This is a genomic window from Streptomyces sp. NPDC101110 (genome assembly GCF_044759525.1).
In the GTDB taxonomy this organism is placed as follows: Bacteria; Actinomycetota; Actinomycetes; order Streptomycetales; family Streptomycetaceae; genus Streptomyces.
On record NZ_JBIVZM010000006.1, the window covers coordinates 465,602 to 488,672 of the forward strand.

19 protein-coding genes and 3 pseudogenes are annotated in these 23,071 nt (G+C 68.6%); 9 read left to right on the forward strand and 13 right to left on the reverse strand.

Translation table 11 applies throughout. The annotated features are described in order from the left end of the window. Positions 1 to 459 precede the first annotated feature (459 nt). The 3 genes and pseudogenes from ACIQU3_RS17370 to ACIQU3_RS17380 form a co-directional block, all read right to left on the reverse strand. A complete protein-coding gene (locus ACIQU3_RS17370) occupies positions 460 to 1,068 on the reverse strand; it encodes a hypothetical protein (RefSeq protein ID WP_403926012.1) in 609 nt (202 codons plus the stop codon). 122 nt (positions 1,069 to 1,190) lie between these two features. After that, a complete protein-coding gene (locus tag ACIQU3_RS17375) occupies positions 1,191 to 1,703 on the reverse strand; it encodes a DUF4839 domain-containing protein (protein WP_403926015.1) in 513 nt (170 codons plus the stop codon). A 360-nt stretch (positions 1,704 to 2,063) separates the two neighbouring features. Beyond that, a pseudogene (locus ACIQU3_RS17380) lies at positions 2,064 to 2,264 on the reverse strand (IS21 family transposase); the annotation flags it as partial. Between the two features lie 142 nt (positions 2,265 to 2,406). Here ACIQU3_RS17380 and ACIQU3_RS17385 point away from each other — a divergent pair. Together ACIQU3_RS17385 and ACIQU3_RS17390 are read left to right on the forward strand one after the other, a co-directional pair. Next, positions 2,407 to 2,583 carry a hypothetical protein gene (locus tag ACIQU3_RS17385; protein ID WP_403926018.1) on the forward strand — a complete coding sequence of 59 codons (177 nt, stop codon included), beginning with the start codon at positions 2,407 to 2,409 and terminating at the stop codon, positions 2,581 to 2,583. Between the two features lie 112 nt (positions 2,584 to 2,695). Then, positions 2,696 to 3,919: a hypothetical protein gene (locus tag ACIQU3_RS17390; RefSeq protein WP_403926021.1), complete on the forward strand. Its 1,224-nt coding sequence runs from the start codon at positions 2,696 to 2,698 to the stop codon at positions 3,917 to 3,919. Between the two features lie 303 nt (positions 3,920 to 4,222). On the opposite strand, the gene ACIQU3_RS17395 is transcribed toward ACIQU3_RS17390, so the two are convergent. Then, the gene (locus ACIQU3_RS17395; protein ID WP_403926024.1) at positions 4,223 to 9,508 is read right to left on the reverse strand and encodes a sacsin N-terminal ATP-binding-like domain-containing protein; all 5,286 of its coding nucleotides are present in this window, start codon (positions 9,506 to 9,508) and stop codon (positions 4,223 to 4,225) included. A 593-nt stretch (positions 9,509 to 10,101) separates the two neighbouring features. Here ACIQU3_RS17395 and ACIQU3_RS17400 point away from each other — a divergent pair. The 3 genes from ACIQU3_RS17400 (at position 10,102) to ACIQU3_RS17410 (ending at position 10,987) form a co-directional block, all read left to right on the forward strand. Next, positions 10,102 to 10,377, forward strand: a complete 276-nt coding sequence (locus tag ACIQU3_RS17400) for a helix-turn-helix domain-containing protein (protein WP_403926027.1) — start codon at positions 10,102 to 10,104, stop codon at positions 10,375 to 10,377. Positions 10,378 to 10,417: 40 nt separating this feature from the next. Continuing rightward, positions 10,418 to 10,576, forward strand: a complete 159-nt coding sequence (locus ACIQU3_RS17405) for an urease accessory protein UreD (RefSeq protein ID WP_403926029.1) — start codon at positions 10,418 to 10,420, stop codon at positions 10,574 to 10,576. 219 nt (positions 10,577 to 10,795) lie between these two features. Beyond that, positions 10,796 to 10,987, forward strand: a complete 192-nt coding sequence (locus tag ACIQU3_RS17410) for a hypothetical protein (protein ID WP_403926031.1) — start codon at positions 10,796 to 10,798, stop codon at positions 10,985 to 10,987. Here ACIQU3_RS17410 and ACIQU3_RS17415 read toward each other — a convergent pair whose 3' ends face one another. The 3 genes from ACIQU3_RS17415 to ACIQU3_RS17425 all read right to left on the reverse strand — a co-directional run bounded on the left by ACIQU3_RS17415 (position 10,988) and on the right by ACIQU3_RS17425 (position 12,915). Further along, positions 10,988 to 11,179, reverse strand: a complete 192-nt coding sequence (locus ACIQU3_RS17415) for a hypothetical protein (RefSeq protein WP_403926033.1) — start codon at positions 11,177 to 11,179, stop codon at positions 10,988 to 10,990. Between the two features lie 342 nt (positions 11,180 to 11,521). Beyond that, positions 11,522 to 12,169: a GIY-YIG nuclease family protein gene (locus tag ACIQU3_RS17420; RefSeq protein WP_403926036.1), complete on the reverse strand. Its 648-nt coding sequence runs from the start codon at positions 12,167 to 12,169 to the stop codon at positions 11,522 to 11,524. A gap of 143 nt (positions 12,170 to 12,312) precedes the next feature. Then, complete coding sequence (locus ACIQU3_RS17425) at positions 12,313 to 12,915, reverse strand: hypothetical protein (RefSeq protein WP_403926039.1); 603 nt, start codon at positions 12,913 to 12,915, stop codon at positions 12,313 to 12,315. Between the two features lie 200 nt (positions 12,916 to 13,115). Between ACIQU3_RS17425 and ACIQU3_RS17430 the strand changes: the two genes are divergently transcribed. The 3 genes and pseudogenes from ACIQU3_RS17430 to ACIQU3_RS17440 form a co-directional block, all read left to right on the forward strand. Then, entirely contained in the window at positions 13,116 to 14,510 is a 1,395-nt protein-coding gene (locus ACIQU3_RS17430; protein ID WP_403926042.1) for a hypothetical protein, read from the forward strand. Next, positions 14,507 to 14,989, forward strand: coding sequence for an HNH endonuclease (locus ACIQU3_RS17435; RefSeq protein ID WP_403926045.1), 483 nt, complete (start codon positions 14,507 to 14,509; stop codon positions 14,987 to 14,989). The genes ACIQU3_RS17430 and ACIQU3_RS17435 overlap by 4 nt, the downstream gene beginning before the upstream one ends. Before the next feature lie 168 nt (positions 14,990 to 15,157). Next, a pseudogene (locus ACIQU3_RS17440) lies at positions 15,158 to 15,326 on the forward strand (low temperature requirement protein A); the annotation flags it as partial. Between the two features lie 195 nt (positions 15,327 to 15,521). Here ACIQU3_RS17440 and ACIQU3_RS17445 read toward each other — a convergent pair. The 3 genes and pseudogenes from ACIQU3_RS17445 to ACIQU3_RS17455 all read right to left on the reverse strand — a co-directional run. Then, the gene (locus tag ACIQU3_RS17445; RefSeq protein ID WP_403926048.1) at positions 15,522 to 16,271 is read right to left on the reverse strand and encodes an HNH endonuclease signature motif containing protein; all 750 of its coding nucleotides are present in this window, start codon (positions 16,269 to 16,271) and stop codon (positions 15,522 to 15,524) included. Positions 16,272 to 16,507: 236 nt separating this feature from the next. Continuing rightward, complete coding sequence (locus ACIQU3_RS17450) at positions 16,508 to 16,996, reverse strand: GNAT family N-acetyltransferase (RefSeq protein WP_403926051.1); 489 nt, start codon at positions 16,994 to 16,996, stop codon at positions 16,508 to 16,510. 610 nt (positions 16,997 to 17,606) lie between these two features. Beyond that, a pseudogene (locus tag ACIQU3_RS17455) lies at positions 17,607 to 17,705 on the reverse strand (3-oxoadipate enol-lactone hydrolase); the annotation flags it as partial. 341 nt (positions 17,706 to 18,046) lie between these two features. Between ACIQU3_RS17455 and ACIQU3_RS17460 the strand changes: the two are divergent. Then, complete coding sequence (locus tag ACIQU3_RS17460; protein ID WP_403733459.1) at positions 18,047 to 19,786, forward strand: GAF domain-containing protein; 1,740 nt, start codon at positions 18,047 to 18,049, stop codon at positions 19,784 to 19,786. 145 nt (positions 19,787 to 19,931) lie between these two features. On the opposite strand, the gene narI is transcribed toward ACIQU3_RS17460, so the two are convergent. From narI to narH, 3 genes are read right to left on the reverse strand one after another with little or no spacing between them, the layout of a single operon-like run. Next, positions 19,932 to 20,702 (reverse strand): respiratory nitrate reductase subunit gamma, encoded by a 771-nt coding sequence (gene narI / locus ACIQU3_RS17465; protein ID WP_403733456.1) that lies wholly within the window; start codon positions 20,700 to 20,702, stop codon positions 19,932 to 19,934. After that, the gene (narJ, locus tag ACIQU3_RS17470; protein WP_403733453.1) at positions 20,699 to 21,370 is read right to left on the reverse strand and encodes a nitrate reductase molybdenum cofactor assembly chaperone; all 672 of its coding nucleotides are present in this window, start codon (positions 21,368 to 21,370) and stop codon (positions 20,699 to 20,701) included. Before narJ ends, narI begins: the two co-directional genes overlap by 4 nt. After that, positions 21,367 to 23,067: a nitrate reductase subunit beta gene (gene narH, locus ACIQU3_RS17475; protein ID WP_403733448.1), complete on the reverse strand. Its 1,701-nt coding sequence runs from the start codon at positions 23,065 to 23,067 to the stop codon at positions 21,367 to 21,369. The genes narJ and narH overlap by 4 nt, the downstream gene beginning before the upstream one ends. Between the last annotated feature and the right edge of the window lie 4 nt (positions 23,068 to 23,071).

Below are 23,071 nucleotides of genomic sequence, written 5' to 3' on the forward strand. Positions count from 1 at the left end.
GCGTAGTCGACCGATGACGCCGTCAGTGGTCATTTGGAGGGCTTCCGGGAAACCGAAGTGCTGGATCAGGTCGGTTGCGAGGACGGAGGTGGCCGCGATCAGGACGAGTCCGTCTCCGGCGAGGTCGTCGACACCATCCCAGCCGTGCCCCGAAGAGCCCCTCCAGACGACGGGAGCGAAGAGCAACCATGATGCCCGATAGTGCATGAATCACCCCCTCTGTCACAGAATTAAGCAGATCCACCGGCACGCACCGGAAGCGCTCCGGGCTGCGGTAGACGTTCGTAGTCCTGGACCAGGCGGCGCGCATGCATGGTCCAGCCCAGGTTGGGTTCGACGACCCAGCGGGGGGGGAGGGGGCACCCCGGCTGCGAAACTCCCGCAAGCTGCCCTCACGTGCACGTAAGCTCCGTCGGCATGGCCGCGCGGTAACCCGCAACGGCCAAGCCCGCCGGGTGGCTACGCAGCCTTCGACCTATGCCGCCAAACGGCATGCTCCAGTCCGCCTTTGTCGTGCCCGAGAAGCGCGGCGACTTCCTCATACACTGCGCGCAACTGCTCGTATGGGAGATCCGGAACACCAGCATCCACGGCGAAGGCGCGCAGATGTACGTCAACGGCGACGTGCGAACGGCCGACGAGATTGCCTATGTAGTCGATGCTCTTCGGCCCCACTCCCTTCACCGTGCGCAGAGCGGCGCGATTGGCCTGATGATCGAGCCAGGTGTGAAGGTCCTCGCGGGTATCGACCCCATCGACCGCGAGGAGGTCGGTGATGGCGTGAGCCGTCGCGACCTTCTGTGCGTGGTTGAACTTCATGGCCACGGCAAGGTCTTCCGTGACGAGCCGGCGCTGGAAGCCGCAGACTGTTCTTGCATCAGCCCAGCTCAGTTGTAGATGGAGGAGCCGCGGTCGGAGAGTCCTCTCGTAGTTGCACCGGGGCTGGAAGCTGACGTCGCAGATGACCGCACCCATGTGGGTCCATCCGCCGGGCTGGAGAAACGGTCCGCCGCCAAGGAGGTGTCGAACGTGGTCGGCGAGCCGTTGGGCAGGGCTGGATGCGAGCATGGGTCAAGGATGGCGCTGCCGTCTGGCAAGCTGGTGGGAAAGTTCAAAACTCTCGAATGGATGGAGCAGGGGGCCGTTCCATCGGGCAGCTCCCTCCATGATGGGAAGGCTGCCCATTTCGGCTACCGGGTCTCCGTCGAGACCGGGGCGAGGCGGAATAGGCACTGGACCGTGTTGAACTCGATCACCTCGGCGATGAAACGGAACTTGTCGCCAACTGCAATGGTGGCAGGAACCACCTTGCCGGTCAGGTGGAGGTTGCCGGTGTTGACGTCCTCGTACTTGAAGTTCGGGCCCTCCGACGTCTGCGGCCCCTTGTCGCCCGGGCCTAGAAGGAAGTCGTAGCGGGTCCGGTCATCCGCGTGGGCCGCCATGTGCCTGATTGACCCGTCGAAGGCGACCGTCTGCCCCTCGTGCTTGGTTGCGAAGTTCACGTTCGCTTCGCCACACGGATCCGCCTTCAACAACGTCGCGAACTCGGGACTGTTCTGCGCCGTGATCACCTCAGCGGTGGTCGGCTGGTCTGCGGGCGGCGTAGCAGAAGGCTTCTCACTGGCGGCCGTCGAACTGGCCGACGCGCCCTTCTCCTCGTCGCCGTCGCCGAGTACAACGCCCGTGCCGATGATGGCGGTCAAGACCACGAGGGCGGCAGCCCCCGCCCCGATCAGACGCCAAGGCAGTGGTCTCTTCGACCGACGGAAGTTGAGGGTGGTGCGAAGTCTGCCTGGGAGCTGTTCCACGAGCTCCCATCCGTCCTTCTACATCTTCGAGATCACCAAACCGTCGGTGCCCCGAACCGTCTGCACCGCCTTGTACTCGTACTTGATCTCATCGGCCATACGGCTCCCCGCCCCCTGAAGCGAACTGGTCATACCAACTGGGCGCGAGCATAGATGACTCCACGTGGAGCCCCGCGTCACGAACTGTCGGGCTCATCACCGGCATCCGCAGCACGCTGAACGCGTGTAACGGGAGACCGGAGTCGGCATGCACTACGACAGCGTCATGTGGAAGTAGTAGACCTTCGGGATGTCCATTTGGGCAAAAAATCCTGGCGCCGTCGCCCCGGTCCACTTGGGTCTGGGCGCCGGAGACGACCTCGAACCGGCGGTGCATGCCGACGAGTTCCTTCGACGTGATGCCGAGTTCCTCGGGATACGAGGCCGCGCTTCCTGAATGTAGAACTTGACGCGTCTGCCAGGACTGCGCCTCAGTTCGCAGCGTGCGGCAACGCTCCCGCGAAGACATTCCCCGGTGGAGGCGCAGCTCGACGAGGGCAAGACCTATGCCATGGGATCCATCACGAGCCAGCTCCACCGATGGGACTGCCGTTCGCTCATGAGCCTCGAGAGGCGCGTCGAGGCCATGGAGATGGGCATCGAGGCAGTCCGCCACGGGCACAGCCGCTCCTACCTGGCATGGCCCGGTCCTCCTTCCCTGTTCACCGCACAGGAGCTACGAGCGAAGGAGATCCGGAGGAAGCGCTGCGAGCTATGCGGACCTGACCCGCTGTAGGCCCACTGCCCCCTGTGCCTCTCAGTCCGCCCTGTTTCCGCAGTTCAGCCCGATTGTCAGACCCTCCCCGTAGCGTTGTGAGTCCTACTCGTGGCGGCTGCGGGGAGTACCAGTGGACGACGACCTTCAGATCGACAGCGACGAAGACCTCTTCCGCAACCCCGTCTTCTACGAACCGGCCGGCCGCAACCTCGACTTGGATCGCCCCGACCTCGGCGTCCCGCACGGCCAAGACCTCCTGAACGTGCTCCTGCGCATGCGAGGACGTGTCCCCGTCGAAAAGCGCGGGCTCATCTGCCCCGACTGCCGGGATCTCCGCGGCCGGCGCGTCCCCATGTACCTCGTCCAGCGTGATGGCGTATGGCTTGCCTCCCACTACCGGAAGCCCGGGGAGAAGCCCATCAGCCACGAGTCCGACGAGCACCTCGCCCGCAAGGAACGCGTCGCGAGGGACTCCGAAGATCACGGCTTCCACGCCGACATCGAGTCGCAGACCGCCGACGGGCACGCGCGCCTCGATGTACGCATCAACGGCGCCAACGGCATCGTCCTGGGCTACGAGCCTCAGCTGAGCGCCCAGACAGCCCGCGGAATGCGTGCACGGGAGGGGTTCCGGTGCCGCGGCGGTATCCAGTCGGTCTGGGACTTCGCCGACCCCGACCACGCAGGCATCGGCACCGTCCCTTACGTCCGCACGCCCAACCTGCCGGCCTCCATCATCCGCGTGCAGAAGAACCCCATCGCGGTCCAGGACGGCAACTTCGTCCTGGAGGAGGGACAGTGCAGCCAGAACGGCGCGCTCACACGGTGCCCGGACAAGCCCTACGACCCGGAGAACCCCACCGACACCGGGTACTGCGGGGGCTGGCACCGAGTCCTCATGCCCGCCCATCAGTCGAGCACCTTCACAGGGGAAGGCGGCCTGACCCTCACCCGGTTCATCGTGGAAGCTGCGGCCGGTGAGCGGATCCCGTTCCAGCGGGGCGGCCACCACGGTTGGCTCCCCGCACAGCAGTGGCAGCAGTACCTCGAGGCGAACGGGCCCGCCCTGGACGACAAGGAGCGCCAGCCATCCGTACGACAGGGGGACCGGCGCGACAGGTGTACCGAGGACCGTCCGGCTTCGGAGGTGCGGGCTGAACCGAAGCAGAGACGTGGCAGCCGCGCGATCGTCCTTGAGTCCCGCCCCCGGGAAACCGAGGCCGCCAGGGTTCCGGTCGACGCGTCGGGGCAAGCGATCCCGCTCTGCCGATTCGGCTGCGGTCAGCCCGCAAGCCTTCCAGGACCCGAAGGGCTGCCCGAGCACTTTTCGTGCCGCAGGAAGCATGAGGCGTGATCTGTCGGCCGCCACTGACCGCCCCTCGCTGCGTCACCTGATGTCAGAGCCCCCGTGACCGGTTCGGGTGGGGGGCGTGTTTCCGCCCGACATGTCAGCCCCCGGTGCCACAGTGGGCGCAGCACACCCAGCACTCCTTTCCCTAGTACTACAGGGACACCTCGGTCTGCAACCTGCGGCGACGGACTGAATGAGCCTTCGCTCGCGAGCCGCTGACCTGCGACTGGATGCCTGTCGTCCGCCAAGTATCCCTGTAGTAGCAAGGCCGTCGTCCCACAGCCAGCCGGGCACGAACTTATTGATTCAGCCAAGGTTGAATCGAAGCCTCAGCTGGGTGCTAACCAGTTCATAGCCAGCAAGGTCGGGGGCGCCGAATGGGTTGGGCAGGACGGTGATGTCGCGGCGGTCGCGATCGAGAACATGAGAGACGTACACGATGAAGTACGTCTCGCCCGGGGCCAGCCGGGAAGCGCGTCGCACCTCCGACCCGCCCAGGATGATCTCTCCGCTGTCACCCATGGACGACTTGACCTCGTAGAGGTAGGTTGCGTCGCCGTCGTGGATGAGGAAGTCGTAGCCGAGCCGGTCGTCCCCCGGCTGCGCACCGGCGAGTCCGTGCACGCGCAGGCTCGACTTCCACGAGTCCTGTGGTTCGACGCCGAACTGCTCGTGCAGCCACGCGGCCACTGCGGCCTCCCCCGCGACGCCCACCGGCACGGTGCGGTCCTGGTCGTTGCCCGCGGCCTGGTAGGAACCGCCCTGCGATCCGGCGGCGGGCTGTGACGGAGTGCGAGGCCGGGGAATGCGGGGCGCAAGTGCCGTCACGGACGTGGCCGGGGTGGCGCGCTGTTCCGGTGTCAGGTCCGCGGCCACCTCACGGGCCAGTGCGGCCAGGTCGTCGGGACCCGCTGGGACGAGCCTGCCGTTCAGGGCCACTTGGGGGCCTGGCAGCGGTGCTCCGGATCGGCTGCTGCCCGTGGCCGCGGCGTTGTTGCCGACAGGCGCGGACGAGCGCGTCGGGGACAACCCGAGTTCGGCGCGCCGGTCCGACAGGGGCATGGCCACCGGCCAGTGGCCGTGGTCGCTGAGCCAGGTGATCAACGCCTTCGTGGCCAGGACCTGGAAGTCCAGCATCCCTTCGTCGTCCAGCGCTCGCAGCACCTCCTGCGCGGGCGGCAGCACCACGGTACGGCTCGTCGGGTGCAGACGCTGCCATTCCTGAATCAGCTGCCGTAGACGCGGCAGGTGCTGGTGGGCGGCGGTGGTGGATGCTTCGCGAACCTCGGTGAGCGGCGGCAGCGCGCGGGATGTCGGCGGTTGTGCGGGGAGCGATCGGGTCAGCCAGGCGTCCGCGTGAGCCTGGAGGAGCTGGTCGGTGAGGTCCCAGAGTGTCGTGTGCCAGGCCGGGTCCGGCACGAGTGAGGGCAGGCCGCGCAGGCGCACGTAGGGGGCCAGGGACCGGCCGGAGCGGTGGACGTCGGCATGGGCGTCTCTGATCCGCTCGGTGAGTGCGGGACGGTTCCGCTGGAGCCAGCTCGCGAACTGTCGTTCGTGCCGATCGGTGTTGTCGATCTGCGGCAAGCCCAGTGCGCCCCAGGCGCGGTTAGCCTCAGCCAGGGGCACGGACAGGGCCCTCAGCTGCCGTTCCGGATCGTCGTCGTCGAGGAGCCGCATGAGGCGTTCCGCGTCTGGTGCGCCGGCCCGGGCAGTGAGCCAGGCCAGGAGGGCAGCACGGCTGGGGAAGTTCTCGACACGTTGCTGAAGTTCCTCCGCGAGGTCGAGGTCGAGACAGGCGAGGAGCGGCACGAGCCGCGCGCTGCCGGAGCGCTGTGAGGCCCTCTCGGCGAGGACCGCGCGCAGCTGGTGCTGCCGCAGTTCCAGGACGTCCGCGAGATCTTCCTCGGAAACGTCGTCCGTCTTCAGGCCCCGCTCCTCCAGCCGGGTCAGTGCCTTCCACAGGATGTCCGCGAGGTAGGGCGCACGGATAAGTGCGGCCAGGGCGGGTGCGGCAGTACGGAGCACCCGCCAGCCGGCGCGCGGCCCGCTGTGCACGACGACGACACAGGGCCGGTCGGGATGGGAGTGCAACAGGGCGCAGTCCGCGCCGTTCTCGGTGAGACGGTGTCCCGCGATCCAGACGACGGCCTCATCGGCCACGGTCACCTCGCAGCGGCGCAGCAGGCCGGTCGCCTCAGCCACGGCCACAGGCTCCGTCCGGGACGCGCGCTCCTCGTCGAACTCCAGCAGAGCGGCGACCAGGGTGAGTAGCCAGCGGCCCGCGTACCGGGTCAGCGGCAGGCGCATCGCCTCACGGACTGGCAGCCCGTCGGCCTGGATGTCGTGTGCGGCGTCGCCGCACCGCTGGACGTCGAACGTCGTCCCCTGGTCGAGAAAGGCGTGGGCCCGGGCACCCAGCGCCCTGTCCCTGATCGGGATCACGGGCACCGGGACGCGGTCCAGGAGGGCCCGGTTCTGGGCCCCGTCAGGGTCCGGGACGAAGACCGTCTCGTCCGTCTGCGCCGGGTCCAGCGGTTCGAGGGCACCGGCCCGGTGGACCAGCAGCCGGTGCGGTGGCGTGGCGGGCCCGCCGTCGGCGGTGCGTGTGCCGCCCTCGGCGGGCAGCAGCTGGGCCCACGCCTTCTCGTACTCCTGCCCGATCTCGTGCGCATGCCGGCCTTCGCGCAGATGCGGGCCGGCCTGCACCAGGTCCGGCAGATGGCCGAGCCGGTCGAGCGCGGTGCCGGGGTCGTCCCAGGAGCGGATACCGAGCAGGCCGAGGCGCGCCACGAGCTTGGCGGACCGCCTGCTGCGCAAGGTCGCGGGCACCACACCGAGGAACGGCGGCGGGGACTGCGTGCCCTGCCACCACCAGGCCCGCCCTGCGGCGGCGAACACGGTCCCCTCCGCGGAGGCGCCCGGGACGGCGGTCTGCGGGATCCACGGCGCGTGGGCGAGGAAGGCGGCCAGCGGAGTGGGCCACGGGGTCCCGGCGGAGTCGGTGTGGCGTACGAAGTGCATCTCCAGCGCGGAATCGGGCCAGGAGAAAGCGAGGCCGTGCACAATGAGTTCCGCGTAGAGCCTGCGGTCCTCCTCGCCGAAGGCGGCGTAGTCGTCCTGTCCGGGCAGCACGGCCGCGGTACGGAAGCGTGAGTGGTATGCGACGCTGAGGTAGCCGACCCGCCGCCGGTTCGGCCAGCGCTCGGCGGTCGTCCGCCACTGGGGCAGCAGATCCTGCCTGCCCGGGGACCAGAAACGGGCGGGCCAGTTGAGGGCCTCGCCTCGTACTTCGGTGCGGAAGCCCTCGGACCGGGGACGGAGGCCGTGAGCGACGCCGTGCCGTTCGAGAAAGCGCCGCATGGCCTCGACGGGGAGCGTGTCCCCGCACAGCTCGTCGGGGCGCAGGAGAAGCCGCCGCTCGGTCTGGGTCAGCACGGACGACAGTCCCCCGACGCGCTCCAAAAACCGGGTCAGAGTGTCATCGACGGAGGAATGCTCTCCTGGCCACCCCGGCCCGAACATGGCGCGGCTCGCCTCCGACCAGCCGCCCCGCGTCGGTACCCGGAGAGCCTTCAGCCGCGGAGCCCTGCGCCCCTCGGTCTCCAGTGTGTGGGACACCGCGCAGGCGTAGCGGAGGCAGGCCAGGCGCACGCCGTCGTCGTCTCCGCCCTCTCCGCCCCCGCTTAGGGCCGCGGCCACGACATCGAGCACCCGGTCGGCGCCGTAGTCGTGGACGAGCTCGGCGGTCCTGAGCCAGGTGCGGCCCTGCGCTTTGCGCTTGCGGCCCTTGCCGGTCCAGGCGATGCCCTCGTGCACGAAGTACAGACGGCCGGACAGCCCGTCGGGCAGGGCCGGAAGGGAGCCGGCCCGCGGAGACTCCCGGTCGAAGAAGACGCCTTCCGCGCCGGCCGGTGCCAGCGCCGACCCGGACGTGAGGATGATCCGCTTGCCGGTCACGTCCGAGCCGTCGGGAAACTCCTGCGAGAGGTCGTAGTAGAAGTCCGCCCACCAACCGGGGTCGAAGGGGGCGCGGGCAGCGGCCTCGGCTAGCCGCTCGGCCCAGGAGGCGAGGCGCTCCGGGGGCGGTTCGAGGCGCGTGCCCACACTCCTCGCCAGAGACGCCAGCCGCCGCAGCCGTAGGGGGTGCAGTTCCGGGTCGAGGAGATCCGTGACCCCCGTGGCGGCGACCGCGTGCGGGGTGAAGGCCGTGGCGTGCTCCTTGCTCTCCCACAGCATTGCCCGGTGCAGGGAGGTGCGCGTGCCGGACGCCGTGGCGATCACCGGGATGAACGGCACCTGGGCGATGCCGTGACCGAGCCGCTGGAAGGCGGAGGTGAGCCGGGCCAGTGCCGTGGGCGACCGCCAGCACATCAGGTCGACCAGCGCTCCGGCAGGAACGGGTGCGCGTCCGTCCGCCGTGGCGAGCACCGCGCGGGCACACGTCTCGGCCACGGTGTCGAGCAGCAGGCCGTTCCACGGCACCGCCTCGTTGAACGAGCGCCGGTTCATCTCTGCGAAGAACGGGGCGTGGACGAAGCCGCGCACGGGGGCCGCGATCTGCTCGCCCATCGGCAGGAAGGTGTACAGCCGCCCCTCACGCAGGGGATCGGCGACCGGTACGGCAACGCGTACCTCGGCCTTCTTCTCCCAGGCCATCCAGTCGCGTCGCATCCCGCTCTTCTCGATCGACGCGGCGAGCGCCTCCCGGGCGCGGTCCGGGTCGGCCTTCCCGCAGACGACGATCAGTCGCATCCGCCGGCGCAAGGTGACCTGCTGCACCTTCAGGCCACGGGCGTGGTGCAGCACCTCCACCTGACGGTCGTACGTCCTACGCCGGGTCTCCCCCGCGGCCCGCCACTCCAGCCGGACACGTTCCAGGCGGTCGAGGAACAGCTCGAAGGGGGCGCTGCCGTCTATGAGTTCAAGCACCTGCGTACCGGCGGACGAGCGCGCGTCGGCGGACTTCAGCGGCAGACGGATGACGGTGACGAAGCCCCGGCGCGTAAAGCTGTGGACGGTCTGCGGTGCCTCCTCCAGAAAGACCGGAACCTTCAGCGTGAGCAGGCTCTCCTTCAAGTAGTCGGCGAAGCCGACGCGTTCGGGGTCCACCTCCCGGGCGAGCGCGTCGTAGTCGTCGAGCCTGGCGAACCGGAAGGTGAACCCGTCGGGGACCCGGGACCCCTCCCTGGCCACGCTATAGATCTCGGGGGCGTCGCACAGGTGCAGCACGCTCTTGAAACCGACGCCCTTGTGGCCGATCCCGGCGTCGGCACGCTTGCTGGACAGGGCGATGCTGCACAGGTCCTTGAAGTTCTTGCCGTCGAACGGCTTGCCGCGATTGGCCACATAGAGGGTGCCGTGCTCCCCCTCGTCCTCGTCCAGCCGGATCTCGATGCGTCCGTCGGTAGCTCTGGCCGGGTGCGCGTCGTGCGCGTTCTGCAGCAACTCGATGAGCACCCGGCCCTCGTACTCGGGCGCGATGATCGTCTCGGCCACGGCCTTGGCTTCGCGGGCCGCGTCACGGCCGTCGTCCCAGTCCCGCAGACAGCCGCGCACCTCGACCAGTGCCTTGTCGTGAACGCGCTTGCGCACGGCGGCCGACCGGCGCTGCCGCACATGCTCCGCCGACGGTCGCCGGCCCCCCGCTGCCATACCGCTAATTCCCACCTCGTGCGCGTTCCGCCTCGCTCTGCCGGTGATCCTACTGAGCGGGAAGGAGCCCTGAGGGGCGTTTGACACGGGCGACCCTGTGGCTCCGTGGCGTGCAGCATCTGCAAAGCGGCGCAACATAGCGCGGGATTGCCGGTTAGCCAAACCGGCAATCCCGCGGATCATTATTAGCCCACCGCCAACACCTGCTCACATGTCGGAAGGAATCGCGAACATGACACCAGATCGACTCCGAGAGCCCATACCAGTCCCTCGGGTCGCACCACTCACGCCCAAGATCCTGGGACCCCTACGAACGACCCCCTCACCGATCTGGGGTAACCGAGTCTCGGCGCGCTCTCTCAGCTGGTATGGGTGTAACCGCTACCGGCCCTTGCCGCAGGTCCCGTTCTTGCCAGCTGACTCCGCAGTGCGGGGACCGAGCCCTGGACTACGCGCAGCCGCTGCTCTGAACAGCCCAAAACCTACCGGCTATATGTAAGCGATCCGCCTGAGCCAGGACGAAACACTTCGGAATGCATCAAGAAAGCAAAGAGCTGTCAGGACCCCGCTACAGCCCTATCCACATTCGGGCTACCTGGGACGGAACGGGGAGCGTAGAAGATGCCTCAAGGGCACTGGGATTCTCACGAGCGAAGGGCTACGACCTTATTCGTCGCGGAGAGTTCCCCTGCCGCGTGCTGCGCATCGGCCGTACAACACGTGTCGTGACCGCGTCCCTGCTACGGGTGCTCGAGAGCGGCGTGCCCGAGTACAACGGTACCCACGCCGGCCGCAACACTTCGTCGTAGCCCGGTCCGCGCAGAAGCACCGTCGGGATGCTTCCCGACGGTGCTGCGTCGTACCACGGCCGCCGCCACACTCGCCCTGCGCGGCCCCACCACCTACGACGTACGGCTCTCCGTCGCAGAGCACGCCATCCTGCGCTGGCTGCCGCAGTCGCTGATCAGCGCCGCGGGCAGCAACCTGCGCCAGACCTGCACCGTTTAACTCAAACGCCACAGCACGGCTGGTACTGCGGGAAGAGCCACTCCTGGGCCGGTCGACGAAGAGCCCGGCCACCTCGACAGCCGGATCCTTGTCCGCCGCGCCAGACGCACGCTGCTCGACCAGCACACGGCGTACGGCAGCCCGGAACGTGGCTGGGACGACCCGGCCGTCCTGAAGGGCAATCGCGCCGTCGGCCAGCTTCTGCTCGTCGGACCCGGCGTGGACGCCTGCCTGGACCCCGTCCTGCTCCGAGAGGGCTCCAAGGACGGGTGCGTCCTCCTCGCGCCGCTGGCCGAGGGGCCGGCTCTGCTCTCCACAGCCGTGGGACCGACCTCGTCGGTACTGCGCGAGCTCCTCGACGAGGCGCACGCGCATGCCCTCCGAAGGCAGCGTGGTTGGTCCGGGGCGTGATCACCGCCCCCTCCCCACTACGTCGATCCGGTCGCCGGTCTCGACGTCGATGAGGATGGTGGCGTAGCGGTGGCGCCGCTTGAAAGCGGAGTCGTCGACGCCGGGCACTCTTGGCACGTGCAGCGGTGGCTGGGACAGCCGTGTCAGCATCCGCAGTGCGGACGAGCGGGAGATCGCGACAGTCGGGCGCACGCCCCGGCCCGCTCGGGGAGACAGGCGTGGACACTTCGACGGAGCGCATAGCGGGCGTAGATGAGGTGGCCACGTCGGTCGGTGCCGCGTCAGCGGGTGCCGGCGGAGTGAGGGGGACGTCGGTGGGGCAGAGCACCGCACACGGCGAGGTGGCGGGCGGCCTCAGCGCCCGGCCCAGATGCAGCCCAGAGCAAAGGAAAGACCTCGGGCCACAGCTACTCGCGTGACGTCCAGTCCCGCCACCCCAGCGAGGAGGCACCTTCTCGCTGTGCGAGTCATCGGCGGTGGCCCGTGGTGCGCGCGGACGGGTAACCCGCCCATTGGACATGACGTGGCTGTCTGCTAGAGGTTCTTCACATAGTCATCGATGATGGCTGCCGCCTCCCGGTACTCCAGCAGAAAGAATTCGCGGTCCTTGCGGACGCGGAATACGGCGAGTCTGGCGTGCAGCTCTGCCTCCACATGGCGGGCGCGTGGGACCAGCCACGCTCCGCGCGCACCGTAGGGGACGACCACGCCAGTGGACGAGTTGATCTCCCTGGCACGTGTGGCGATGTCCCGATCCGTGTACCCGATCTTGAGAAGAGTGGGTGCCTCACGTGTCGAGAGAACGTAGATGAACCCGTGATCCACTGGCCGGTACGGCGTGCTGGAGACATAGCGTTCGAGAGTCACCGGCAGGTCGTACTTCTTCAGCGTGCCGAACGCCTGCTCAGTGCCTACGGCGTCAAAATCCCGGATGCACCGGTAGAGATGCAGCAGTGCACCGGATACCTGACGGGCAACTGCCTTTTCAGGAAATCCCAGTTGTTCCCAGACAGTGAACCAGTCCCACTGATCCTGCTTGTACGTGCGAGTGAATAGCCCCTTCACGGTCGACAGGTCGTCCAGTCGACCAAGGGCTGCGTGCCGTCCCTCATCGAGGGTGCTCAGCACGGTGCGGGCAGCCTCGACCCGCTCCTTCTGCACGGCAGGCTTGATCGGGGCCATACCGAAGCCCCACTTCTGCTCAATCCGCCGCGGTTCCCGCATGGCGTTCCGCGTTGTGCCCGTTCGAGGGTTGTCCGGCCGGTCGCCGCTCCGGTCGGGACGGGGCCCGCGCCGTCCAGACGCAGAGTCGTCGAGCCTCGCGCTCATGAGGCCGCCCGAACATTCAACGCGTAACACGCTCCCTCGCCGCTGCCGTACTTGGTCGGGTTCATGGGGAAGCTGATGAGCTTCGAGTCGTGGGGAGCGAGCCTGTATCTCGCCAGATTGCCGTCCTGGCCCTCCAGCGTCACGCCGTCAACCTGTGCCGAGAAAGCTTGCTCGCTGTCCCCGTTGTTGACGAACTGGATCTGCGCCACGCGGGCGGGCAGCATCGGCCCACCCTCCTTAGCAGCGTAGAGCCGGGTCTGTGAGCAATCGACCACTGTGACAGCGATGTTGCTGTTCTCGCCGCTACCGTGATCCGCGAGAGCCCAGTAGCCGAGTGCGGCTACCGCCAGTGCGGCAGTGGCCCCCAACGCCGCGTACCGCATGGCTGATGGGCGACGTGACGGCGGGTAGCTGGGCATGGGCGGGGCACCCGGCGAGCCGTCATGTTGCGCCGCGGCCCATCCCTCGATGTAGGTGTCGATGCATTCCTGGCAGGTTGCCTGCTCGGGCTCGGCTGCCCGGGGCGCACGGCGCTCTATCCGCGCGTCACACATCGCGAGAGTGTCGCCACCCAGCGCAATGTGCACAATGGGCTTCACGAATCCACTCCCCCGGCCCTCGGCGACCCGACGCCTTCACGAACTTACTTCACTCATGTCGAGCGCGACACAATCTACATGCGATCTACATCAGCAGGGAATGCGGGGGCGGCGGATCACTGCATCCACCAACTACGCAGGCTGGTCGGAGAAAGCCCCGTTCACGCCGTTGGCGCCACACCTGGCATGATCCCGCTGCAATGTTGAACAGACCGATCACCGGGGACGTCGGCCTGCCCCCATACGCAGCGCTCGCCGATGCCGTGCGCCTGCTGGCCGGGACCGAGAACGTGGACCGTACCGAGGCTGCTACTGCGGACGGCCGACTCCGAGAAGAACTCACCGCGGCCCTCGCGCGCACCGACGCCGACTTCCGGTTGAAGCTCCGCGTCGCCCCGGTCCGCCAGGGCCCGGCAGGCGTCCTCGCCTACCTGCTGCACGAGGCTGAACGGCTGAGCGGCCTGGTGAGGTCCATGCCCCGGACACCCGGCCTGAGCCGCGAGCAAGAGGCGGCTTGGGTATCCTTGACCTTTCTGCGTCGTACGGCCCAGGAAGTCTCCCGCATCAGCCGCCGCAACACGCCCACCCCGCATGCCGGCGCGCGCCTGACGATCTTCGACCAACTGCCCTACCAGTCGCTGCACGGCCTCGTGCCAGTCGCCCTGGCGATGTCCCATATGAAGACCACGAAGGCGCAGTGGGAGAGGCTACGCAGGGCGGAGGAGTCCGGGCTGCTCACAGCCGCCGAGGAAGAGATCACCGGACCAGCCGAGCACGCCTACAACGTCGAGCCCTTCGTCCATCGCACGCAAGACAGACAGCGATGGGCCACGCCGCTGTGGGGTGGGCCAGAGAACCTAGCCGTCGCGTCGGCGGAGCCGAAGGTGTTGTCCGCCTCAGCGGAGAGGGAACTCGTCGACGAGTTGGAGGCTGAGGCAGCGCGGGCGGCCGGCCTGAACGTCGCGAATTTGGCCGCTCTCTGCTCCCGGTTCGCGGCGGAGGACCCGGCTGTCACGTCCGAGGAATGCAGACGCCTGCGTTTCGCAGCTACGGCATTGGAGCGACGTGCTGCGGCGACTACACGTAGTAGGCCGGAAAGCCGTGCCGCTCATCTCGTGGACGTGTACGTGACGAGAGCCCGCGAGGAAACACGGAGCCTCACCACCAGGATTGCCGTAAACGTACTCAACGCCTGCAGCGCCACTCGCGAGTCGCTGCACCTGCGAGAGGCAGGTCGCGCAGCCGCGCGGGAGATCCAGGCAGCGCTTCCCGGTGGCAAACCCCAGCTCATGTGCGAGGTGGACTACGTGCAGCACGTGCGGGAGCAAGTCGGCCAGGCTCTGGACGGGATCGCGCACAGCGTGCGGAGCAAGAGGATGGTGCTCCTCATCCCGCCCGTCACCGACGCAACAGCCGAAACCGCACTGCAGCGGCTCAACTTGGCCTTCGGCGATACGTGCGTGCTGCTGGGCGGGATAAACGACGCGGCGATAAGGATCCCGCCCCCGAGCCAGTTCGGCATCCGCATGCAGAGGGCCCGCAGTTGCGAATGCGGCCGACACACGACGGGACGAGACGGGGAGGAAGAACAGTGAGCGTTCCGTTCTTGCGGCGTCTGCACACGCACCTCGCTGACACCGCACAGGTGGCCTGGTTCAACCGCCGTTGTCGGAGCTGCGGCGCGCAACTCGATCCCGCGTCCCAGAACGACTCCTGCAGCGAGATGTGCCAGCCCACGGCCAAGAGCGTGGTTCCCGCGTTTGTCACCAGCACGCCGGCGGCCCGCATCCATAGCTTCCGGTTCACCTCCGCCTCTCGAGCCCTGCCTGGAACACACTTCGAAGACGTCGACCCCCTCGACATCATCGAAGCGGCAGACTGGCACTGTGAGCTATGCGGCGGCGAGATACGCAAGGAGGTCGACCGCTACGACCCGCAGGCCGCGACCGTGGACCACCACATGCCGCTCGCCCTCGGCGGGCACCACGTGTGGAGCAACATGCGTGCGGCGCACCGCCGGTGCAACCTCAGCAAGAACGCCACGCATCCAGACGATTTGAACGCCAGTCAGTAAATCACCCCGCGATCGAGGTCGTCGCCGAGCCGAGCTGGCGGTTCAGCCATATCCGATTCAAGGACGGCAACGCCACCCCTAATGATGCGTCATCCCCGCATCGGCCGCACGACATATGTCGTCACCGCGCCCTGCTCCGCGTGCTCGAGGAGTACAACGGTGCCCGCGCTGGCCGCACGCTACGGCCTGTTCACCGTCATCGTCCTCGGCGAGACGGTCGCCGCCGCAATGGTGGCGGTCAAATCCGCTCTCAACGAGCACCACGCCCTGGGCACCCTGCTGCCCACCGCACTCGGCAGTTCTGCTCATCGTCTTCGCCGTCTGGTGGATCTCCTACGCGTAGCGCCGGGAGGGCGGCGTACCAGGACACCTACGCGAAGGAGCTGTGACCGCCGGAACGTCGTACGCATGTCCGGCGGCCAAGCCCGCGTGATCCCTGCGCCCCCCAGCAGTAGACGCGGCGCTTCCGGCGCACGTGTCCCGAGCGGGGGCGTTACTGCTGCCCGAGGCACGCGGCCTCGGGCAGTCGGCTTCAGTCCCGGCCCTTGCCCCGCAGCGCTTGGTGACGTCGCAGAGCCACGGCCCGGAGCCGCTCCCTCAGCTCATGCTGGTCTGCGCCACGAGTCTTGTTGGCATGACAATTAGGGCAGAGGGCAATCATCGCGCTCGGGTAGTCGCGCCCACCTGCCGCATGGTTGTCGATGTGATCGACTTCGAGGAGCGGTTCTCCCGTCGTCGTGCGAAACGGCAGATCCGGCAGAAGACACTCCGGGTTCTCACAACGGCCTTCGCTGCGCCTGAGAACTGCCCGTCTCGCGGCGTCGTCCCGTTTACGGCGCTCTGTCGTCGCCTCACGGCGGACCTCGTGCCTGCCCGCTGCTTCACGCTCCAACAGTGTGTCGCATGCGGCGTTGTAAGCAGCCTCATCCGAGATGACCCGCACACGCATCCGCCGAAGTGCGTACGGCACTGGTTCAAGCCAAGCGGGCCGGACACCATCTCCAGTAGCAGATGCCGCCCCGCGCAACTGAGTTGGCGGAACTCCTAACCACTCAACGAGCGACGACAGCCTGTGCTGTCCGTCCATGGCTGTTCCCACAGCCCTCGTTTTCTCCAAGCCGAAAGCATCAGTCGTCCCGCTCTCTGAGGGCACGACGGCATCGTCGACAACCAGTACGCTCTTCACCCCGACGCCAAATCTCCCAATCGCACCAGCATGCATTCGGGACATGGCCATTCTGCGGACCGTCTCAGCGGCTTCTTCACTGATCGGCTCGTTCATCCGCCCCCCTTACCGTCGGCCTGGCAGCCTTGCACAGGGCACTGACATCGTCCCCGGGCTGGCGCTTCGCTCGTCCCCCGGATAGGCCGTACTCCACCTCCAGCAGCCGCTGGCGCCGGGGTTCCCCCCCGCCAGGGCCTAGGGGACGGCACACACGGAACGCGCGGTGTCCAGAGGCTCTGCATGCCGGCCACCATGCAGGCGAAGCCGGGTGCCCCACGAACCGGTACACCGCGTCATTCCGAAGAAACGCGAAACTCGAATTCGGGACGGTCCCACGGCACGGCGGGCGGGTTCGCGAGCGCGGTCCCGATCCGCACTGCACCTGCGCGGTGGTAGAAGTCCTCGGCGGGACGATGCGACACGACCTCGACACGGTCGAGCCCGGCGGCACGGGCCTCGGACTGCATGTGCGCGACGAGCAGCCGTCCAATACCCCGTCCTTGCGCTTCGTCGGCGACGAACAGCAGGTCGAGCTCCGGTGGAGCGAGGACGAGCGAGTAGAACCCGAGGACCCGGCCTCCATGCTCGTCGGCGCCGACGGCCACAAAGGCGCGGTGGGCCTCGATGTAATCAGGACCGACCCGGTAGCCCGCGACTGCGGCTGCGTACTTACCCGCGTACGCGCCTGAGCCACGCACGAGCCGCGTGAGCCGTTTGGCATCCCGCGCGACCGCTCTCCGTATCGTGATCGGCTGGCTGATCGGGGAAGTGCGTGAACCCATCGGGAGAGTGTTTCGCACCGGGGCGTGCCGTCGTGCGGGTCGGTTGCTCGGGCCGGATTCCTGCACCGCTCCCGGGGACCGGCCTGCCCAGGCCCCGATCGACCAAGTCACTGCCGCCGCATCGGCCGCCCGCCGACAGCAACTGGGACGCCCGAACCGCTGCGGAGGAGCCGGAGAACGGGGTGGTCAACCGGCTGCTTCCCCTGGGCCTGCCGCAGCGAGGGCCAGCCTGTACAGGACGACTTCTGGCTGGCCTCGTGAGCCACATCAGGAGACGCTGGGTTTTGCCTCAGCAAACGGATGTGTCCTGGTTGATCGCACCAAGTCCCTGGGTTGTGTGGCGTGCATCGGCCGTGTAACGCGTGCCGTCGCTGTGTCCTTGCTTCGGGTGGCTCCCAAGAGGACAACCGAGTGCAACGGCGCCCGCGCCGGCGTTGTAACCCACCTGTTCGGAAGCCCCACCAGGCCGCACCCGCGGGGCTTCTCATCGAATGCCGCTCTCACACGCCTATCACCAACTGCATCGACTCCCCCGGACCGGGAGCCTCTGACCTGGCATTACGCGCCCGTTTTGGACTGCCCGGACGCCCATGGACGGTATTTACAACCTGTGCCATGTGGTGCCCAGGGAGGGACCCAGGATCAGGACGGGAGCCTCTTCTGGCCCGTCAAAGCGGTATTGCAGGGTGTTCGACGGTGTCTCACTCACGCGTCAGACCCTCTCACGTATCACGGGATCCCACACCGCCCGGGGAACGCGACGGGCCCCTGCTCCTCCCGGCGCGGCACGTCCGGCAGGCCACGCCGTCGTCCTCGGCCGCTTCCTCCTCCGGTGCACCGGCACCGGCGCAGGTGAGGGGCCGGGCGGCAGGTACGAGGGAGTCGCCGTCGTGCGGTCCGCACCGTTCGTGCATTGACCTCGGTCATGCGCAACCCGGGGTCATAGAATCTTGCCCAACAGCACCGTTCAACCCGTGCATCCGGCCGCGGACAGGGCCCTGCGGGCATCATGAAGAGGTGCCTGTGGCACCTTTTCAGGAGGGAGCGGGAATGACCGAGAGCCCGGCGCAGGGGCGGAGGGGCGGCCCGGCGGCACCCCAGTTGCGGCTGGATGAGCTGCTGGAGGGTCTGCAGGCGCAGGTGGAGCAGGTCCGCGCGACCCGGGACCGGGTGCACACGCTGCTGGACGCGGTTCTCTCCATCGGCACCGACCTGGACCTCGACGTGGTGCTGCGCCGGATCACCGAGTCCGCCGTCACCCTGGTGGACGCGCGCTACGGCGCCCTGGGAGTGATCGGTGAAGAGGGGAAGATCCTTCAGTTCATCACGGTCGGCATGGACGAGAGCACCATCGAGGCGATCGGTCACTATCCCGAGGGCGAGGGCATACTCGGGCTGCTGATCCGGGAACCGGAGCCGCTGCGCCTGTCCGACCTGGGCCGCCATCCGGCCTCGGTGGGCTTCCCCGACGGGCATCCGCCGATGACCACGTTCCTGGGGGCGCCGGTGCGCGTGCGCGACCAGGTGTTCGGCAACCTGTACCTGACCGACAAGCGCGGTGGCGTGGAGTTCGACGACGACGACGAGGCCGTGTTGCGCACGCTCGCGGCGGCGGCCGGTGTCGCGATCGACAACGCCCGCCTGTACGAGGACTCCCGGCGCCGTGAGCAGTGGCTGGCGGCGAGCAGCGACCTGAGCCGCAGCCTGCTGTCCGGTACGGACCCGGACCAGGTACTGCACCGGATCGCCGCCACGGTCAGGACGTTGTCCGGCGCTGATCTGGTGACGCTGGCGGTACCGCTCGACGGGGGCGAGGAGCTGGTGATCGAGGCCGCGGAGGGCGAGAGCGCCGAGCAGGTGCGCGGGCTGGTCCTGCCTGCCACCACGCTGGCGGCGAAGGTCTACCGGTCCAACGAGCGGGTTACGAGCAGCACCCTGTCGGAGGAGCCGCAGGCCGGGGGCGGCTCCGCGGCCAAGATCGACCTGGGGCCTGGATTCCTGCTCCCCCTGGGCGGGGGCGAGGCCGTGCGCGGCGTTCTCCAGGTCGCCAACCTGTCCGGAGGCACGGAGTTCTCCGAGGCCACCATGACCATGATCAGCGGCTTCGCCGACCAGGCGGCCCTCGCCCTGGAGATCGCCGAGCACCGGCGCGAGGCCGAGCACCTCATGGTTCTGTCCGACCGCGACCGCATCGCCCGCGACCTGCACGACCTGGCCATCCAGCGGCTGTTCGCCTCAGGGCTCACCCTGAACTCGGTACTGGGCCGCATCTCCGACCGGCCCCAGGTGGCCGAGCGTGTGCAGCGGGTCGTGGACGACCTGGACGACACCATCAAGACGGTGCGCGGCACGATCTACGCGCTGCGCGAGCACGACCGTGCCGACAGCCGCGGCGGGCTGCGCGGGCAGTTGCTGGCCGAGACCGACCGGGCCGCCGCCGTGCTCGGCTTCACGCCCGCCCTGCGCATGACCGGCCTGCTGGACACCGGCGTCCCGGCCGACCACGCGGAGCACCTGCTGGCGGTGCTGCGCGAGGCCCTGACGAACACCGCCCGGCACGCACACGCCACCGCCGTCGAGGTCACCGCCGAGACGGACGGCAGTCGGCTTCGCCTGCGCGTCGCCGACAACGGCACCGGAGTCGACGCCGCCGTCACCCGTCGCAGCGGTCTGGACAACCTCCGCCGACGCGCCACCGACCTCGGCGGCAGCTTCACCCTCACTCCGAACGAACCCACCGGCACCATCGTGGACTGGACGGTTCCCCTTCCCGCGGAGGCCGGTGCCTGAGCCTCGTTGACGGGCCGTCAGGGGTACTGGTGACCTCCGTCCGCGGAGCCGGACCCGGACGGAGGGGACACGCGGCGTCCGCCCCGGGTTCGCAGCGCCGGCCGGTGGCCCGGCCCGCCACCCCGCAGCCGGCGGGATCGCACGCTCATGACCCCAGGCGTTCCCAGCCGCGGCGCTGTGGGCGGGTACCGAGCCCGGTGTCGCGGCTGCGGTAGACGATGTAGGGGCGCGTGAGGTAGCCGAGCGGCGCGGTGAGCATGTGGACGAGCCGGGTGAACGGCCAGGCGGCGAAGAGGAGCAGGGCGCTGATCGCGTGCAGCCGGAACAGCACCGGCGCGCCGGTCATCAGGTCCGGTGCGGGCTGGAGGGAGAAGACCGACCGGAACCAGGGGGAGACGGTCTCGCGGTAGTCGTATCCGCCGCCGACGACGTTCGCGGCCATGGTGGCGGCCAGGCCGAGCACGATCGTCACGGTCAGCGAGAGGTACATGGCCTTGTCGTTGCGGGTGGTGGCGGAGAAGACCGGGCCGACCGTGCGGCGCCGGTAGATCAGGACGGCCAGTCCGCCGAGCGTGGCGACGCCCGCGATCGTGCCCAGGACGACGGCGCCGACGTGGTACGTGTGCTCGCTGATCCCGGCCGCCTCGGTCCAGCTCTTGGGGATGACCAGTCCGCCGATGTGGCCGATGAGGACGACGAGGATGCCGAAGTGGAACAGCGGGCTGCCGATGCGCAGCAGCCGGTTCTCGTAGAGCTGGGAGGAGCGGGTGGTCCAGCCGAACTTGTCATAGCGGTAGCGCCAGACGTGACCGAGGACGAAGACGGCGAGACACACATAGGGCAGGACGACCCACAGCAGGATGCCCGCGGTTCCCGCCTCCACCGCCACGGTCAGGGGCTGTGCCGGCGCGGTCATCGAGGGCCTCCGGGGACGGGGTCGGGCAGGAACACGGGGGTTGCGTACGGGTCGAGACCCACCTGCTCCTCGGGCGGCCCCTGCGCGGCGAGGCGGGCGACGGCTTCACGGTCGTCGCCGGCGAGGGCCGGCAGGGTGGCCGAGACGGAGTCCAGCACGTGGGCCCAGGGCGCTTCTTCGTCGGCCAGGGCCAGGCGCAGCAGCTCCAGGCCGGCCCGGTGCTCGGTGAGCAGTCGGCGTCCGGGGGCGGGTTCGGTGGCGGCGAACTCGAGGACGACGGCCAGGTGGTCGGGCAGTTCGTCGTCGGTCAGGCGCCGGCCGGCCGCCGCGTAGCTCTGCTTCAGCCGCAGCAGGCCGAGGCCGCGCTTGCGGGTGTCGCCGTGCGCGTAGTACGTCAGGTACGGGCAGCAGCGTCTGCGGTGGTCGAAGGTTGCCACGTAGGCGGCGGCCAGGTCGGCGGGGGTGGTCTGCTCGGCGTGTGCGGTGAAGCGGAGCAGGGGGCGGGCCACCGGATCGGGAAGGATGGCCGCGACTCGGCCGGCCAGGGCCAGGGCCTGCTCGAACTCGTCGTCGGGGTAGGCGAGCAGGAGGGACTGAATCTGCCAGGCGCACGGGTGCCAGGGCTCGGTGCGGGCCCTGCGTGTGGTCTTGCCCTTGAGGGGGTTCATGGTTTCGGCTCGGCCTCCCCGCCGCTGTCCGCATCCGCACCGCTGCCGGATGGTCTTGCCGGGAACAGGCCGGGCGGAGAACCCTTGCCGTCCCAGTTGAGGAGATTGACGCGGGTGGCCTTGCCGGCCGGCGTCGTGGGAGTGTCGGAGGTCTGCCGGTCACGCAGCGCGTGGAAGTTCTCCACCGCGAGGGGGGCGGCACCGCCGGAGGTCTCACCGAACGGCCCGGAGCCGCCCATTCCGGGACCGCCCTCGTAGTCGAGGCTGCACTCGGTGGCCAGTTCCTCCAGTTCGTGGGCCTGTTCGGCGTGGGCGGGCGGGATGACGTACCGCTCGTCGTACTTGGCCAGTGCCAGCAGCCGGTACATGTCGTAGAGCTGCTCGCCGCTCATGCCGACCGACTCGGGGATGGTGTCGTCCGGTTCCCGGCCGAGGTTGATGTCGCGCAGGTAGGAGCGCATGGCGGCCAGGCGGCGCAGGACCGCGTCGACGGGGGCGGGGTCGCCGGCGGTGAACAGCTGGGCGAGGTAGTCGATCGGGATGCGCAGGGCTTCGACGGCGGCGAAGAGGTTGTGGTGGTTCTCGGCGTCCTCGCCGGTGTCGCGGACGGCGTCGACGACCGGGGACAGCGGCGGGATGTACCAGACCATGGGCAGCGTCCGGTACTCCGGGTGCAGCGGCAGGGCCACCTTGTGGGTGTTGATCAGGGCGTGGACCGGAGAACGCCGTGCCGCTTCCATCCAGTCCCGCGGGATGCCCGCCCGCTCGGCCTCCCGTACGACCTCCGGGTCGTACGGGTCGAGGAAGACCCGGCGCTGCGCCTCGTAGAGGCCGGAGTCGTCGGGGGTGGAGGCGGCCTCCAGCACCCGGTCGGCGTCGTAGAGGACGAGTCCGATGTAGCGCAGGCGGCCGACGCAGGTCTCGGAGCAGACCGTGGGCAGGCCGACCTCGACCCGCGGGAAGCAGAAGGTGCACTTCTCGGCCTTGCCGGTGCGGTGGTTGAAGTAGACCTTCTTGTACGGGCATCCGGTCACGCACATCCGCCAGCCCCGGCAGCGGTCCTGGTCGACCAGGACGATGCCGTCCTCCTCCCGCTTGTAGATCGCGCCGGAGGGACAGGACGCCGCGCAGGACGGGTTGAGGCAGTGTTCGCAGATCCGCGGCAGGTAGAACATGAACGTCTGCTCGAACTCGAACCTGATCTTCTCGGAGACCTGGTTCAGCAGGACGTCCCGCTCGCTGGTCGCGGCCGAGCCGCCGAGGTCGTCGTCCCAGTTCGCCGACCAGGCGATCTTCATGTCCTTGCCGGAGATGAGGGACTTGGGGCGGGCGACCGGGGTGTGCTCCTGCAACGGGGCGTTGGTCAGGGTCTCGTAGTCGTACGTCCACGGCTCGTAGTAGTCGTCGAGGGACGGCAGCACCGGGTTGGAGAAGATCTGGATCAGCTTCTTGAAACGGCCGCCCGCCTTGAGCGCGAGGCGGCCCCGCTTGTTGAGCTCCCAGCCACCGCGCCAGGTCTCCTGGTCCTCGTAGCGGCGGGGATAGCCCTGGCCGGGGCGGGTCTCGACGTTGTTGAACCACACGTACTCGACGCCCGTGCGGTTGGTCCACGCCTGTTTGCAGGTGACCGAGCAGGTGTGGCAGCCGATGCACTTGTCGAGGTTCATCACCATCGCCATCTGGGCCATCAGACGCATGATT

Coding starts and splice junctions, on each gene's coding strand:
- ACIQU3_RS17370 (WP_403926012.1), bottom strand. CDS start 1,068: ATGCTCGCATCCAGCCCTGCCCAACGGCTCGCCGACCACGTTCGACAC.
- ACIQU3_RS17460 (WP_403733459.1), top strand. CDS start 18,047: ATGACCGAGAGCCCGGCGCAGGGGCGGAGGGGCGGCCCGGCGGCACCC.
- ACIQU3_RS17445 (WP_403926048.1), bottom strand. CDS start 16,271: ATGAACGAGCCGATCAGTGAAGAAGCCGCTGAGACGGTCCGCAGAATG.
- ACIQU3_RS17400 (WP_403926027.1), top strand. CDS start 10,102: ATGCATCAAGAAAGCAAAGAGCTGTCAGGACCCCGCTACAGCCCTATC.
- ACIQU3_RS17420 (WP_403926036.1), bottom strand. CDS start 12,169: ATGGCCCCGATCAAGCCTGCCGTGCAGAAGGAGCGGGTCGAGGCTGCC.
- narI (WP_403733456.1), bottom strand. CDS start 20,702: ATGACCGCGCCGGCACAGCCCCTGACCGTGGCGGTGGAGGCGGGAACC.
- narH (WP_403733448.1), bottom strand. CDS start 23,067: ATGCGTCTGATGGCCCAGATGGCGATGGTGATGAACCTCGACAAGTGC.
- ACIQU3_RS17450 (WP_403926051.1), bottom strand. CDS start 16,996: ATGGGTTCACGCACTTCCCCGATCAGCCAGCCGATCACGATACGGAGA.
- ACIQU3_RS17385 (WP_403926018.1), top strand. CDS start 2,407: ATGAGCCTCGAGAGGCGCGTCGAGGCCATGGAGATGGGCATCGAGGCA.
- ACIQU3_RS17430 (WP_403926042.1), top strand. CDS start 13,116: ATGTTGAACAGACCGATCACCGGGGACGTCGGCCTGCCCCCATACGCA.
- narJ (WP_403733453.1), bottom strand. CDS start 21,370: ATGAACCCCCTCAAGGGCAAGACCACACGCAGGGCCCGCACCGAGCCC.